This window comes from Mesorhizobium sp. WSM4310, assembly GCF_007003935.1.
In the GTDB taxonomy this organism is placed as follows: domain Bacteria; phylum Pseudomonadota; class Alphaproteobacteria; order Rhizobiales; family Rhizobiaceae; genus Mesorhizobium.
The window spans coordinates 41299-55473 of the sequence record NZ_VFTA01000036.1 but is presented as its reverse complement, the minus strand read 5'-3'; the positions used below and the strand labels follow the sequence as shown (position 1 = coordinate 55473).

Below are 14175 nucleotides of genomic sequence, written 5' to 3'. Positions count from 1 at the left end.
AAGCTCGACGGAGTGGGGGTCGACCTGACTCGCCCGTCGTTACTTCAAGCCGGACAATGCCCTCCGCCCTTATCGAGGCCCTGTGATGAGTTGTCAGCGGCGGCGCATTTGAGGACCGCCTTCCCCCACCCCGTCGCTGCTTCGCAGCGCCACCTCTCCCCTCCGGAGGGAGAGGAAGGGCGTCGAGCTCGACGAAACCGCGCCTGGTTCGGCGAAGCCGAGACGGAGTGGGGGTCGATCTTTGCTTCCAAATCCGCGTTTCTCCCCTCCCGTCTATCGAAGTCGTTCACCTCGCCCTCGTGCCATGCTAACCACCCCCCATGGCACAGAAGAAAGCTTTCGAGGTCGATTCCTGGCTCGCGCAGCCTGACGCGCGCATGTCCATCGTCCTGCTCTACGGCCCCGATCGCGGCCTCGTCTCCGAGCGCGCAAAGGCCTTTGCCGAAAAGACCGGCCTGCCGCTCGACGATCCGTTTTCCGTGGTCCGGCTCGAGGGTTCGGAGGTCGACCGCGATGAGGGCCGGCTGCTCGACGAGGCCCGCACCGTGCCGATGTTTTCCGACCGCCGGCTGCTTTGGGTGCGCAATGCCACCGGCCAGAAGGCGCTAGCCGAGGACGTCAAGGCGCTGACGGCGGAGCCCGCGCGCGATGCCATCATCCTCATCGAGGCCGGCGATCTCAAGAAAGGCGTCGGCCTGCGGGCCGTGGTCGAAGCTGCGGACAACGCCATGGCGCTGCCTTGCTACGCCGATGAGGCGCGCGACATCGACACGGTCATCGACGATGAATTGCGCAAGGCCGGCATGTCGATGACGCTGGAGGCGAGACAGGCGCTGCGCCGCAATCTCGGCGGCGACAGGCTCGCTTCGCGCGGCGAGATCGAAAAGCTCATCCTCTACGCCCACGGCCAGAAGGAGATCGGCCTGGAGGATATCAGGGCGATGTCGGGCGACGTGTCAGGCGCCTCGTTCGACGACGCCGTCAACGCGCTGCTCGAAGGCAAGATCGGCGACTTCGACACCGCCTTCACCCGCCACTGCCAGTCGGGCGGCCCGCCCTTCCTGGTGCTGTCCTCGGCGATGCGCCAGTTCCAGCAGATTCAAATTATGCGTGGCCAGATGGACTCTGGCGGACGCAATGCCGCATCGGTCGTCGCCGGCGCGCGCCCGCCGGTTTTCTTTTCGCGGCGCAAGCTGGTGGAGAAGGCGCTGGAGCGCTGGAGCAGCGATGCGCTGAGCCGCGCGCTGACCCGGTTGCAGACCGCGGTGCTGCAGACCCGCAAACGGCCCGATCTGTCCGAGGCACTGGCGCGCCAGGCGCTGCTCGGCATTGCCGTGGAAAGCGCCAGGCTGGGGCAGCGTTAGAGCAATTCCAGGAAGAGTGTGAGCGGTTTTCCCGGGGAAGCGCGCAGCACCTTCCCTTGGCAATTGCGTCAAAACAAAGAGTCGATCTTCGCCTTTTCGGCGCCGGGCGCTGCCCATAAGTCAATCCATTGTCATGGCGCCCAGGGGTTGGAAGGTCGGCGGCGCCAACGGCTACTGACCGGACCAATTGATCGGGGCGTAATGTCCGTTTTGGCCGGAATTGTCCCAGCTCATGCCATGATCGCTGAACGTGCTGCCTTGCGCCCCCATCGCCATGCCGAGCCAGTCGGGATTGACGGGATGGCCGGTGGCCGCCCACATCTGCCCGTCCTCGCGCATCGTCGGCAGCGGTTCGACCGCCATCTGCATGACGCCGGCAATCGCCGCCGACCGCTTCTTGCCGTCTATCCGGTAGTCTATCGGCACCTTCTTGGCGCCGAGGTTCGTGCCGATCAAGGGTGCCAACACCGCCATCGGGCCACCCGCGCCGCCAGTGAAGATGGCCCCCAGCGCCTCTGTCTGCCCGTCATCGGCCCGTTCGTCGATATAGGCGGCGGCCGTCCAATTGCCGTCTGCCATCGGACCCGGCGTGTGAGCGACCAATGCGACACTGAGCCCGTCCAATCGAACGTCGCCGTAATTGCCCGTATCGATGTGAAAGACCAGGCCGACGTCGCAAACGCCTTTCGTCGGCCTCGATGTCAGCTGCGCCTTGGTGGACAGCAGGCAAGGACACACGACATCGCAGCTGCAATTTTCGAAGTAACTTCCGGACAATTGCCAACGGACTGCCATTTGCACCTCCCATGCGTCAGGCGCGTCGGCATATCATTTGGCGAGGCGATGCCATTTCACGACTATTGCTGGAATGGCGAATAGCCCTCGCCGCGACCGGCACGCTAGGGCAATTAATTTAAGCCATATCTAATATTAATTACGCCGTTGCCCGGCACTGTCAAGCCGCGGGCGCCACGGCTGGCGATTGGCGAAATCGGCAACGCTGCAATCTCCCCCCTCGTGGGGGAGATGCCCGGTAGGGCAGAGGGGGGCGCCGTAGAGCGCTGCCTCGGCCAGCTTCGACTGGCCGAGAGACTTACCTGAAGCTGCATCACTATCCATTGAGATGTCGGCGGGCCAGCGCCCCCCTCTGGCTTGCCAGCCATCTCCCCCACAAGGGGGGAGATCGGCCAATCGCCTACCGCCGCCGCCAGCATCGCCCCCCATCAGCTCGTGTCGCCAGCCCTGGCAAAACGAAAGGGCTGACCCAACAGCCAGCCCCCTTTTTCTGCGTTAAATCAAGCTTCCGCTTGATGTCATTCGCCGGCTAACTACCGCTCCTGCTTCAATCTCCGGCACAGCTCGTCCAGCTGCTCCAGCGAGCGGTAGGACACCCGTAGCTCGCCGCCCTTGCCCTTGTGATCGATGGCCACGATCATGCCGAGCGTGTCGGTCATCAGCTTTTCCAGGGCCAGCGTGTCGGTATCCTTTTCCGGCGCGGCTTGCGGCTGCTTCGGCTTGGCCGGCGTGGGGCCGGCCGGCATCTGCGCCAGCGCTTCGGCCTGGCGCACGGAAAGCCCTTCCTCGACGATGCGCTTGGCAAGGCCGGCCGGATCTTCCGCCGTCACCAGCGTGCGGGCATGGCCGGCCGACAGCGCGCCGTCGACCAGCATGTCGCGGATGACATCCGGCAGCTTCAGCAGCCGGAGCGTGTTGGCGACATGGCTGCGGCTCTTGCCGATGACATTGCCGAGATCGGCCTGGGTGTAGCCGTGCTCGTCGATCAGCTGCTGGTAGCCCAGCGCTTCCTCGACGGCGTTGAGGTCGGTGCGCTGGACGTTCTCGATGATCGCCAGCTCGAGCGCGGTGCGGTCGTTGACCTCGCGGATGATGACCGGGATCTCGGTCAGCCCGGCACGCTGCGCCGCCCGCCAGCGCCGCTCGCCGGCGATGATCTCGTAGCGGCCCGCCTGCGTCGGCGACGGCCGCGCCACCACCGGCTGCACCACGCCATGTTCGCGGATCGACTGGGCAAGATCGGTCAGTTCGGCGTCGCCAAAGTGCCGGCGCGGATTCTTCGGGTTGGGGCTGAGAAACTCGATCGGCACCTTGCCGTCGGCGCTCATCCCGGGCTTCTCCGGCGCCGCCGGACGATCGATCTCGCCGATCAGTGCCGCCAGGCCACGGCCCAGTCTTTTCCTCGAAAGGTCTTCGCTCATGTCTATTCCAGGTCTATTTAGGATAAATGTCTTGAGATCGTTTCGGTATCGAATCGGCTGCTAATTCTGGATCCGATCCAATCAAGCGGCGCGCAATTTGCGCTCGCGGCGGATCACTTCCGAGGCCAGCTGCAGATAGGCCTGGCTGCCCGAGCACTTCAAATCGTAAAGGATCGCCGGCTTGCCATAGGATGGCGCCTCCGACACCCGCACATTGCGCGGGATAATGGTTTCGTAGACCTTGTCGCCCATATGCTGGCGGACATCCTGCACCACCTGGTTGGCGAGATTGTTGCGGCCGTCATACATGGTCAGCACGATGCCCTGGATGGTGAGGTCCGGATTGATCGACCGGCGCACCTGCTCGACGGTTTCCAGCAACTGGCTCAAGCCTTCGAGCGCGAAGAACTCGCATTGCAGCGGCACCAGCACCGAATCGGCCGCCGCCATCGAATTGAGCGTCAGCAGATTGAGCGAAGGTGGGCAGTCGATCAGCACGTAGCCGAAGCCGGCCGACCGCGCCGAAGCGGCACGCAACGCGTTGCGCAGCCGCAGCACCCGATCGGGCGCCGAGGCGATCTCCATCTCGATGCCGAGCAGGTCGAGCGTCGACGGCACGATCGACAGGCCGGGCACGGCGGTAGGAATGGCTGCGGCTTCCAGCTCCAGCTCGCCGGTCAGCACGTCGTAGGACGAGACCGTGCGATCCTTGCGATCGATGCCGAGGCCGGTACTGGCATTGCCTTGCGGGTCGAGGTCGACGATCAGCACCTTTTCGCCGATCGCGGCCAGAGCGGTGGCCAGATTGATGGCGGTGGTGGTCTTGCCGACCCCGCCCTTCTGGTTGGCTACGGTGATGATTCGGGGGCCGTTCTTCATGGGTTTATGCCAGAAATTCATTTTTGGGTCGCCAAATAGCCCGACAAGTCGAAGATCAGACAGGTCGCAGGTTAGACAATTCCAGGATGACGCCATGGGGGTCCGTCACACTGGCATGTTCTACCAGATCGAAGGCCCATCGGTTAACGCTTTCTTGCACTTCGGCGCGATAATCCCGGCCTTTATGGAACAGGCCGCGCGCGCCTGATGTCAGCCACGGCGCCGACAGGTCGAGCAGGACCGAAAGCGAGGCCAGAGCCCGTGCCGTGACGATTTGTGGTTGCGAAACAAGCGCATGGCTGTCCTCGATCCGCCGCGCGACAACCCGCGCCGGCAGGTTGAACTGGCCGATGACGGTCTGCAGGAACGACGCCTTCTTGCGGTTGCTCTCCACCAGATCGATGCTGGCCCCGTCGCGCTCGGCGAGCAGGAAAGCCATGACCAGGCCGGGAAATCCGCCGCCCGAACCGATATCGACCCAATGCGTGGCATTGGGTTCTATGCGTGCCAGCTGCGCGCTGTCGAGGATGTGGCGCTGCCAGACATCGCCCGCGGTCGACTGCGCGACCAGATTGATGCTGCGATTCCATTTCTGGAAGATGGCTTCGAACGCCACCAGGCGATCAAATGTTTCACGTGAAACCGGGCCGGCCGCGTCCTGCAGGCTCTTCCAGGAGAAAGAGCTCACGCAACAACCCTTTGTTCGCTCTGGGGCACTTGTTCGCTCTGGAGCCTCTGCGCACTCTCATGGTGGCGGACATGGGCGACGATGATCGCCAGCGCCGCCGGCGTCATGCCCTCCATGCGCTGCGCGTCGGCGATGGACCGCGGCCGCCGCGCCTGCATCTTCTGCTTCAACTCATTGGACAGGCCCGGTACGCCGGTGAAATCGACCGTCTCCGGGATCAGCCGCCTCTCTTCGTGGCGGATCTGAGCGACATCACTCTTCTGCCGGTCGAGATAGACCGAATATTTCGCTTCCGTTTCGAGGCGCTCGGCGGTCCTGGCGTCGATCGCCGCGAACCGAGGCTCGATCCTGGCCAGCCAGGCGACATCGACGTCGGGATAGGCCAGCAGCTCATAACCGGACCGGCGCACCCCGTCCCGGTTGATCTCCAACCCATGCCGCGCCGCCTCGTTGGGGGTCATCGCCACCGATCTGGCCAGTTCGCGCGCCGCATCGAGCCGCTGCATGACATCGCCATAGCGCTGCATGCGATGCGCCGAGGCGATCCCCAGTCTCTCGGCGACAGGCGTCAGCCGTTCATCGGCATTGTCGGCGCGCAATGACAGCCGGAATTCTGCCCGCGAGGTGAACATGCGGTAGGGTTCGCTGATGCCGCGGCTGGTCAGATCGTCGACCATCACGCCGATATAGGCTTCGGTGCGGCTGAGCACGATCTGCTCGCCGCCGGACGCCCGCCGCGCAGCGTTGAGGCCAGCGAGCAGGCCCTGCCCGGCGGCCTCCTCATACCCGGTCGTGCCATTGATCTGCCCGGCGAGAAAAAGACCGGCGACACGTTTCGTCTCCAGCGTCTGATGCAGCTCGCGCGGATCGACGTGATCATACTCGATGGCATAGCCCGGCTGCAGCATGGTCGCATGCTCGAGCCCGGGAATTGTCTTGAGGATGTCGAGCTGCACATCCTGCGGCAGCGAGGTCGAGATCCCATTGGGATAGACGGTGTCGTCGTCGAGCCCTTCCGGCTCCAGAAAGATCTGGTGGCCGTCGCGGTCACCGAACTTGACGATCTTGTCCTCGATCGACGGGCAATAACGCGGCCCGACGCCTTCGATCGACCCGGAATACATAGCCGAGCGACCGAGATTGGCGCGGATCAGCTCATGCGTGGCCGGCGTCGTGCGGGTGATGCCGCACTCGATCTGCGCTGTGGTGATACGGTCGGTCATCAGCGAGAACGGCACGGGATCCTCGTCCGCCGCCTGGCTTTCCAGAGACGCCCAGTCGATGGTCTTTCCGTCGAGCCGTGGCGGCGTACCGGTCTTCAGCCGGCCGAGCTTGAAGCCGGCACGGTCCATCGTCGCCGACAGACCAAGGCTCGCCTGCTCGTTCATGCGGCCGGCGACGATCTTCTTCTCGCCAATATGAATGAGGCCGCGCAGGAAGGTGCCCGTCGTCAGGACCACGGCGCCGCACGCAAGCCTGCGGCCGTCGGCCAGCAGGACAGCGGCGATCCGCCCTTCGTCGATTTCGAAATCCAGCACCTCGCCCTCGACCACGTCGAGATCGTTCTGCTGCCGAATCGCTTCCTGCATGGCAAGGCGATAGAGCTTCCTGTCGGCCTGCGTGCGCGGCCCGCGCACCGCCGGCCCCTTGCGGCGGTTGAGCAAACGGAACTGGATTCCGGCCGCATCCGCCACCCGGCCCATCAGCCCGTCCATGGCGTCGATTTCGCGGACCAGATGGCCTTTTCCGAGCCCGCCGATTGCGGGATTGCACGACATCACGCCGATCGTATCGAAGCGCAGCGTCACCAGCGCGGTTCTAGCGCCGGCGCGCGCGGCAGCGCTGGCCGCCTCGCACCCCGCATGGCCGCCACCCACCACAACCACATCATAGTGATCGGTCATTTCAAATCCTGGACTCACAAAAAGATTGAGGGACACATGTCCTCGCAAGGACAAGCTGTCAAGAAAACTTCGCGGCAAGTTTCACGTGAAACAGAGTAATGCCTTACCCTTAGCCTTACCCTCCCCCTTGTGGGGCGGGTCGCTGCTCAGCAGCGGGTGGGGGAACCGGCGCAGACCGCCACGAGGACCTACGGTCCAACCCTCCACAAACGGAGGGAGGACCGTGGCGCTGTGTTTCACGTGAGTCACTGCAAAGGGGTTGCCGAAGCGTCCCCAACTTCCGCAAACGCATCACCACCTCAGAAACCCCGCCTATTCAACCAAGCAATTGTTTCACGTGAGTCATTTCCCGATGCAGAACTGCGAAAAGATAACATCGAGCATATCCTCGACATCGATCGCGCCGACGATTCGGCCAAGGCTGTCCGCCGCCAGCCGCAGCTCTTCGGCGCGCAGTTCCTGGCCTGCGGCACCCTCGGCAGCAGCGCGAAGCAGATGCCGATTCGCTTCACCAAGCAGTTCGACATGGCGCAACCGCGACGGCAGAATGTCGCCGACATCACCCGCCGCGACCGCCGCGCGACGGCCGATTTCGGCGAGCAGCGCCTCCACTCCAGTCCCATTCACGACCGAAATGACAAAGTCGTATCTGCCGGCCGCGTCCCCGGCCGCCTGTTCCTCCAACAGGTCGACCTTGGTGCCGACATGCAGCAGAGGCGCCGTGGTCGGAACCTGGCCGACGACCTTGGGTGACAAAGCGTCCTCCAGCAGCAGCAAGAGATCGGCGCGGTCGGCCTTGGCTCGCGCCTTCTCGATGCCGATCGCCTCGACCTTGCCCGGCGCCTCGCGCAAGCCGGCCGTATCCGTCAGCTTGACGCGCAGGCCGCCGAGGTCCAGCGTCACCTCGAGCAGGTCGCGGGTCGTGCCGGGCTCATCCGTTACAATAGCTGCATCGCGCCGCGCCAAGGCGTTGAACAGACTCGACTTGCCGGCATTCGGCGCGCCGAGAATCACCACCTCGAAGCCGTCGCGGATGATTTCGGCCGCATGAAATCCGGCGATGTGGCGATCGATTTCGCCGATCATCGCCCGGACATCCGACCAAACCGTATCCGAAACGGATCCCGGCACGTCCTCCTCATCGGCAAAGTCGATCTCCGCCTCGATCATCGCCCGCGCGTGGATCAGCCGGCGTCGCCAACTCATATAGAGCTCGCTCTGGACACCCTCGGCATTCTGGACCGCAAAGCGTCGCTGCGCCTCCGTTTCGGCACTGACCAGATCCGCCAGTGCTTCGGTTTCGACGAGGTCGAACTTGCCATTGAGGAAGGCCCGGCGGGTGAATTCGCCCGGTTCGGCGTGCCTGACGCCCTCAAAGCCGGCGATCGTCTCCAGCATCCTGGCCACCACGGCGCGTCCGCCATGGACATGGAATTCGGCGACATCCTCCCCGGTAAAGCTGGCCGGACCGGGAAAGAAGATGACCAACCCGCTGTCCAGTATGGTTCCATCGGGCGCCTTGAGCCTGCGCAGGAGCGCCGCCCGGTCCTTAACCATGCCACCGGCGATCGTTTCGACCACGAATCGAGTCCGTGGGCCGGAAATGCGCAGCACGGCGACGCCGGCCGGAAGCCGGCCGCTCGACAGCGCAACGATCGAATCGCCTGAAATCATTTGCCCGCTCAGTTGAACCGCCCTAGCCTCGCGCCTTCAAACAACCCGAGTTGCCCATCGTGACATTGCCCGCGCAAAACCTGCTTGCCGAAGAGGCCAGCCCCTATCTGCAGCAGCACAGCGGCAATCCCGTGCATTGGCGGGCCTGGTCGCCGGCATCGCTCGAAGAAGCAAGGACGCTCGATCGCCCGATCCTGCTCTCCGTCGGCTATGCCGCCTGCCACTGGTGCCATGTCATGGCGCATGAAAGCTTCGAGAATGACGGCGTCGCCGCCGTCATGAACCGTCTGTTCGTCAATATCAAGGTCGACCGCGAGGAGCGACCCGACATCGACCAGATCTATATGGCCGCGCTCTCCTCGATGGGCGAGCAAGGCGGCTGGCCGCTGACCATGTTCCTGACGCCGGACGGCAAGCCATTCTGGGGCGGCACCTATTTTCCGCGCGAGGCGCGCTATGGCCGCCCGGGCTTCATCCAGGTCATGGAAGCGGTCGACAAGGCCTGGCGCGAGAAACGCGACAGCCTGCACCAGAGCGCCGATGGGTTGACCTCCCATGTCGAGGCGCGGCTCTCCGGCACGCATGCCAGGCAGAGCCTCGACCGCGGCACGCTCACCGACCTCGCCGGCCGCATCGACGGCATGATCGACCGCGACCTTGGCGGCCTGCGTGGCGCGCCGAAATTCCCCAACGCGCCATTCATGCTGACGCTGTGGCTGTCCTGGCTGCGCGGTGGCAACGCCGCGCATCGTGACGACGTGCTGGTCAGCCTGGAACGGATGCTGGGCGGCGGCATCTACGATCACATTGGCGGTGGGCTCAGCCGCTACTCAACCGATGCGGAATGGCTGGTGCCGCATTTCGAGAAGATGCTCTACGACAATGCCGAGCTGATCCGCTTCTGCAACTGGGCCTTTTCGGCAAGCGGCAATCATTTGTTCCGGATACGAATCGAAGAGACGGTCGACTGGCTGCTGCGCGAAATGCGCGTCACCGGCGGCGCCTTCGCAGCCAGCCTCGACGCCGACAGCGAAGGCGAGGAAGGGCTGTTCTACACCTGGAACCGGCAAGAGATCGAAGCCGTCCTTGGTAGCGATTCAGCCTTGTTTTTCAAATACTTCACGCTCTCTGCCCCGCATGGCTGGGAAGGCAAGCCGGTCGTCCATCAAACCCGTGGCCAGCAAGCCCAAAGCGTGGCCGACCGCGAAAAACTCATGCCGCTCAAAGCCAGGCTTCTCGCGGTGCGGGAGGAGCGCGTCAGGCCAGGCCTCGATGCCAAGACCCTCACCGACTGGAACGGCCTGATGATCGCGGCACTCGCCGAGGCCGGTCGCTCGCTGGGCCGGCCCGACTGGATCGAGGCAGCGGCCAAGGCGTTTGCCCACATCTCCGGCGCCAGCCGCGACGGCCGCTTGCCGCATTCCATGCTTGGTGCCAGAAAACTGTTTCCCGCCTTGTCGAGCGATTACGCCGCCATGGCCAATGCGGCGATCTCGCTGTTCGAGGCGTCCGGCGATTGGAGCTACATCGACCAGGCGAGGCAGTTCATCGAACAGCTCGACCATTGGCATGCCGACGACACCGGTACAGGTTATTATCTGACGGCTTCGGACAGCACCGACGTGCCGATCCGCATCAGAGGCGATGTCGACGAGGCCATTTCCTCGGCCACCAGCCAGATCATCGCGGCACTTGTGCGGCTCGCCTCCGTTACCGGCGATCTCGATCTCGGCGAAAAAGCCTGGAAAATCGCCGAACATGCGGCCGGCCGCGCCGCGCACCAGGCCTATGGCCAGGCCGGCATCGTCAATGCCTGCGCGCTTGCCATCGAACCTTTGAAACTGGTCATCGTCGACAGTCCAGAGGACCCAAAGCTCGTTCCGGTTGCGAATCGGTGCCCCGACCCCCGCCGCGTCGACATCATTGCCGCGATTGGTTCGGAAACGAATCGACCCTTGCTGCCCGGCGGGATTCTGCCGCCGGCCGACAAAGCCGGGGCCTGGCTGTGTACCGGGCAGGTGTGTTTGCCGGTGGTGACGGATGCTGGAGAGCTGGAGCGGCTGTTGCGGCGATAGCTCCTCACCTCCCCCCTTGTGGGGAGGGTCGGCTCGCGATCGTGGCGAAGCGTAGATCGGGAGACGGGGGGTGTAACGCCAGCCTCAGTGCTGACCCCCGCCCCGCTCCGGTGCGCGGATCGAACCCTCCCCACAAGGGGGAGGGTAAGCCCTTACGTATTCATAGAATCGAAGAAATCCGCATTGGTCTTGGTCTGCTTCAGCTTGTCGATGAGGAACTCGATCGCATCGGTCGTTCCCATCGGCGCCAGGATGCGGCGCAGCACGAAGATCTTCTGCAAGTCCGCGCGCGGCACCAGCAGGTCTTCCTTGCGGGTACCGGACTTCAAGATGTCCATCGCCGGATAGATGCGCTTGTCGGCGACCTTGCGGTCGAGCTGGATTTCGCAGTTGCCGGTGCCCTTGAACTCCTCGAAGATGACTTCGTCCATGCGGCTGCCGGTGTCGATCAGCGCGGTCGCGATGATGGTCAGCGAGCCACCTTCCTCGATGTTGCGGGCGGCGCCGAAGAAGCGCTTCGGCCGCTGCAGCGCGTTGGCGTCGACACCGCCGGTCAGCACCTTGCCGGATGACGGCACGACGGTGTTGTAGGCACGGCCGAGGCGGGTGATGGAATCGAGCAGGATGACGACGTCACGGCCATGCTCGACCAGCCGCTTGGCCTTCTCGATGACCATCTCGGCAACCTGGACGTGGCGCACCGCCGGTTCGTCGAAGGTCGAGGAGATCACCTCGCCCTTCACCGAGCGCTGCATGTCTGTCACTTCCTCCGGCCGCTCGTCGATCAAAAGCACGATCAGATAGCATTCCGGGTGGTTGGCGGTGATCGAGTGGGCAATGTTCTGCATGAGAACCGTCTTGCCGGTCCGCGGCTGCGCGTTGATCAACGCGCGCTGTCCCTTGCCGATCGGCGCGACCAGGTCGATCACGCGCGCCGAGATGTCCTTGCTGGTCGAATTGTCGATCTCCATCTTCAGCCGCTTGGTCGGATAGAGCGGCGTCAGATTGTCGAAATGGATCTTGTGACGGATCTTTTCGGGGTCGTCGAAATTGATGGTATTGACCTTGAGCAGCGCGAAATAGCGCTCGCCTTCCTTCGGGCTGCGGATCGGCCCTTCGACCGTATCGCCGGTCTTCAGCGAAAAGCGCCGGATCTGCGACGGCGAGATGTAGATGTCGTCGGGACCTGGCAGGTAGTTGGCATTGGCAGAGCGCAGGAAGCCGAAGCCATCCTGCAGGACTTCGACCACACCGTCGCCGATGATCTCGATATCCTGTGCGGCCAGCTTCTTCAGGATCGCGAACATCAGCTCCTGCTTGCGCATGACGCTGGCGTTCTCGACCTCGAGCGATTCGGCATAAGCGATCAGCTCTGGCGGCTTCTTGTTCTTGAATTCGGTAAGTTTCATTTCTTGCATAGACGGACTCTGGGTGCGCTTTGGGAGAAAAATATCGGCGGGATGCGACAAATGCCGGGCGCGGCCGAAATAATGAGGGGCGGCGCATGACGGGAAGGAAGACCCGTCTTTTATCGTCGGTCGGATCAAAGAGCAAGCAGCGTTTTAAGGGGCCTGATCGGCCTCAGAATGGCTTGACGACAACCAGGATCACGATGGCGATCATCAGCAATGTGGGGATCTCGTTGACGATCCGCCAGTGCCTCGCCGGTTTTTCGTTGCGATCTTCGGCGAATTTCCGCACCGCGCCGGCCAGATAGCCGTGAACGGCGGACAACAACAGCACCAGACCGATCTTGGCGTGCAGCCAGCCGCCCTGGAAGCCGAAGATTTTCCAGGCGAGCCACAAGCCGAACACCCAGGTAACGATCATCGCCGGATTGATGATGCCGCGCAGCAGGCGCCGCTCCATCACCTTGAAGGTCTCCGACTGCACCGACCCTTTCTCGGCATCGACGTGATAGACGAACAGCCGCGGCAGATAGAGCATGCCGGCCATCCAGGAAATGACGGCAAGGATATGGATCGCCTTTGCCCAGGGATAGAAACTTTCGGGTGCGACGAAAAACAGAAGCGCCGTCAGCACGATCAGCACAACGATGCTGACGATCATGCGCATCATCGCCTGTCCGGTGCTGTTGGTGTTGTTTGTCTCATTCATCAGCGTGTCGCGCTCCTCACCTGCTTCACCATCGCCTCGACATGCGCGATCGGCGTCTCCGGCGTGATGCCGTGGCCGAGATTGAAGATCAGCGGCCCGTCTCCCAGCGCTTTCAGGATCGCCTCGACGCCGTCCGACAGCGCCTTGCCGCCGGCCACGAGGCGCAAGGGATCGAGATTGCCCTGGACCGCACCCGATCGCTGCAAATCCTTCGCCGCCGCCAGCGGCACCGTCCAGTCGATCCCCAGCCCCGTCACGCCGGTCTTCTGGCGATAGGTGCGGTAGCGGGCGCCGGCGCCCTTGGGGAAGCCGATGATCGGCACATCGGGATGGACGGCCCGTACCTGCCTGACGATCTCGGCCACCGGCCAAACGCAAAACTGGTCGAACGTCGCATCGTCGAGCACGCCGGACCAGGAATCGAAAATCTGCACCACATCCGCCCCGGCTTCGATCTGCCGGATCAGATAGGCCGCCGAATGGTCGGCAAGCACCTTCAGGAGATGTTGAAACGCCGCCGGCTCGCGATAGGCGAACAGCCGCGCCGGCGCCTGGTCTGGCGTGCCATGGCCGGCGATCATATAGGTCGCCACCGTCCACGGTGCGCCGCAGAAGCCGATCAGCGTGGTTTCATCAGGCAGTTTTGCCCGCAGCCGGCGAACCGTCTCGTAGACCGGTTCGAGATTCACGTGAAACACATCGCCTTCCAGAGCCATGATCTCGGCCACCGAGATCGGCGTCAGCAGCGGTCCTCGCCCTTCCTCGAAGCGCACGTCGCGGCCGAGCGCGTGCGGAACGACAAGGATGTCGGAGAACAGGATCGAGGCATCGAAGCCGAAGCGCTCGATCGGCTGCAAGGTCACTTCCACCGCAAGGTCGGGATCGTAGCACAGGTCGAGGAACGAACCGGCACGCCTGCGCGTTTCGCGATACTCCGGCAGATAACGTCCGGCCTGACGCATCATCCAGAGCGGAGGCGGAAAGTGCGCCTCGCCCTTCAGGACGTCCAGCATGATCCGGCTTTTGGGCATCGAGCGCTCGCCTCTCCCGGCCTTCCTATAATCAAAGATTCTTATATCTAAGATTCTTCTGATTCTAAGAGTCTGTTGGTTGTGGTGGTTGTCACCTGTCCCGCTTCGTCAGCCAAAAAGCCAGCAAGCATATTGTCGCGCGCTCGCCTCTCCCAGCCTCGGGGTTCTGGGGATAGTCCGGAATCCGTCATCGGAGTCAAAGCGTTAGCAAGCCAAGGAAGAGCCC

The 14175-nt window shown here is 63.4% G+C and carries 11 protein-coding genes; 2 read left to right on the top strand and 9 right to left on the bottom strand.

Translation table 11 applies throughout. The features are described from left to right. The first annotated feature begins 320 nt into the window (after window positions 1-320). Entirely contained in the window at window positions 321-1364 is a 1044-nt protein-coding gene (gene holA, locus FJV80_RS28590; RefSeq protein ID WP_142878047.1) for a DNA polymerase III subunit delta, read from the top strand. A 171-nt stretch (window positions 1365-1535) separates the two neighbouring features. Here holA and FJV80_RS28585 read toward each other — a convergent pair whose 3' ends face one another. The 6 genes from FJV80_RS28585 to mnmE all read right to left on the bottom strand — a co-directional run bounded on the left by FJV80_RS28585 (window position 1536) and on the right by mnmE (window position 8725). Beyond that, on the bottom strand, window positions 1536-2159 hold the full coding sequence (locus FJV80_RS28585) for a DUF1326 domain-containing protein (protein ID WP_142878046.1): 624 nt from the start codon (window positions 2157-2159) through the stop codon (window positions 1536-1538). 533 nt (window positions 2160-2692) lie between these two features. Beyond that, window positions 2693-3580, bottom strand: coding sequence for a ParB/RepB/Spo0J family partition protein (locus FJV80_RS28575; RefSeq protein ID WP_095789017.1), 888 nt, complete (start codon window positions 3578-3580; stop codon window positions 2693-2695). Window positions 3581-3661: 81 nt separating this feature from the next. Beyond that, window positions 3662-4459 carry a ParA family protein gene (locus FJV80_RS28570; protein ID WP_019862172.1) on the bottom strand — a complete coding sequence of 266 codons (798 nt, stop codon included), beginning with the start codon at window positions 4457-4459 and terminating at the stop codon, window positions 3662-3664. Window positions 4460-4514: 55 nt separating this feature from the next. After that, window positions 4515-5147 carry a 16S rRNA (guanine(527)-N(7))-methyltransferase RsmG gene (gene rsmG / locus FJV80_RS28565; RefSeq protein ID WP_142878045.1) on the bottom strand — a complete coding sequence of 211 codons (633 nt, stop codon included), beginning with the start codon at window positions 5145-5147 and terminating at the stop codon, window positions 4515-4517. Next, window positions 5144-7051 (bottom strand): tRNA uridine-5-carboxymethylaminomethyl(34) synthesis enzyme MnmG, encoded by a 1908-nt coding sequence (mnmG, locus tag FJV80_RS28560; protein ID WP_142878044.1) that lies wholly within the window; start codon window positions 7049-7051, stop codon window positions 5144-5146. Before mnmG ends, rsmG begins: the two co-directional genes overlap by 4 nt. 342 nt (window positions 7052-7393) lie before the next feature. Beyond that, entirely contained in the window at window positions 7394-8725 is a 1332-nt protein-coding gene (mnmE, locus tag FJV80_RS28555; protein WP_142878043.1) for a tRNA uridine-5-carboxymethylaminomethyl(34) synthesis GTPase MnmE, read from the bottom strand. 59 nt (window positions 8726-8784) lie between these two features. Between mnmE and FJV80_RS28550 the strand changes: the two genes are divergently transcribed. After that, window positions 8785-10800: a thioredoxin domain-containing protein gene (locus tag FJV80_RS28550; protein ID WP_142878042.1), complete on the top strand. Its 2016-nt coding sequence runs from the start codon at window positions 8785-8787 to the stop codon at window positions 10798-10800. A 152-nt stretch (window positions 10801-10952) separates the two neighbouring features. On the opposite strand, the gene rho is transcribed toward FJV80_RS28550, so the two are convergent. From rho to hemE, 3 genes are all read right to left on the bottom strand, one after another. Continuing rightward, window positions 10953-12218, bottom strand: coding sequence for a transcription termination factor Rho (gene rho / locus FJV80_RS28545; protein ID WP_095775599.1), 1266 nt, complete (start codon window positions 12216-12218; stop codon window positions 10953-10955). A gap of 163 nt (window positions 12219-12381) precedes the next feature. Continuing rightward, on the bottom strand, window positions 12382-12918 hold the full coding sequence (hemJ, locus tag FJV80_RS28540) for a protoporphyrinogen oxidase HemJ (RefSeq protein ID WP_095775600.1): 537 nt from the start codon (window positions 12916-12918) through the stop codon (window positions 12382-12384). Beyond that, window positions 12918-13949 carry a uroporphyrinogen decarboxylase gene (hemE, locus tag FJV80_RS28535; RefSeq protein WP_095789022.1) on the bottom strand — a complete coding sequence of 344 codons (1032 nt, stop codon included), beginning with the start codon at window positions 13947-13949 and terminating at the stop codon, window positions 12918-12920. Before hemE ends, hemJ begins: the two co-directional genes overlap by 1 nt. Between the last annotated feature and the right edge of the window lie 226 nt (window positions 13950-14175).

Excerpts from the sequence above, each read along its gene's own strand:
- holA (WP_142878047.1), top strand. The coding sequence starts at position 321 with ATGGCACAGAAGAAAGCTTTCGAGGTCGATTCCTGGCTCGCGCAGCCT.
- FJV80_RS28585 (WP_142878046.1), bottom strand. The coding sequence starts at position 2,159 with ATGGCAGTCCGTTGGCAATTGTCCGGAAGTTACTTCGAAAATTGCAGC.
- FJV80_RS28575 (WP_095789017.1), bottom strand. The coding sequence starts at position 3,580 with ATGAGCGAAGACCTTTCGAGGAAAAGACTGGGCCGTGGCCTGGCGGCA.
- FJV80_RS28570 (WP_019862172.1), bottom strand. The coding sequence starts at position 4,459 with ATGAAGAACGGCCCCCGAATCATCACCGTAGCCAACCAGAAGGGCGGG.
- mnmG (WP_142878044.1), bottom strand. The coding sequence starts at position 7,051 with ATGACCGATCACTATGATGTGGTTGTGGTGGGTGGCGGCCATGCGGGG.
- mnmE (WP_142878043.1), bottom strand. The coding sequence starts at position 8,725 with ATGATTTCAGGCGATTCGATCGTTGCGCTGTCGAGCGGCCGGCTTCCG.
- rho (WP_095775599.1), bottom strand. The coding sequence starts at position 12,218 with ATGCAAGAAATGAAACTTACCGAATTCAAGAACAAGAAGCCGCCAGAG.
- hemJ (WP_095775600.1), bottom strand. The coding sequence starts at position 12,918 with ATGAATGAGACAAACAACACCAACAGCACCGGACAGGCGATGATGCGC.
- hemE (WP_095789022.1), bottom strand. The coding sequence starts at position 13,949 with ATGCCCAAAAGCCGGATCATGCTGGACGTCCTGAAGGGCGAGGCGCAC.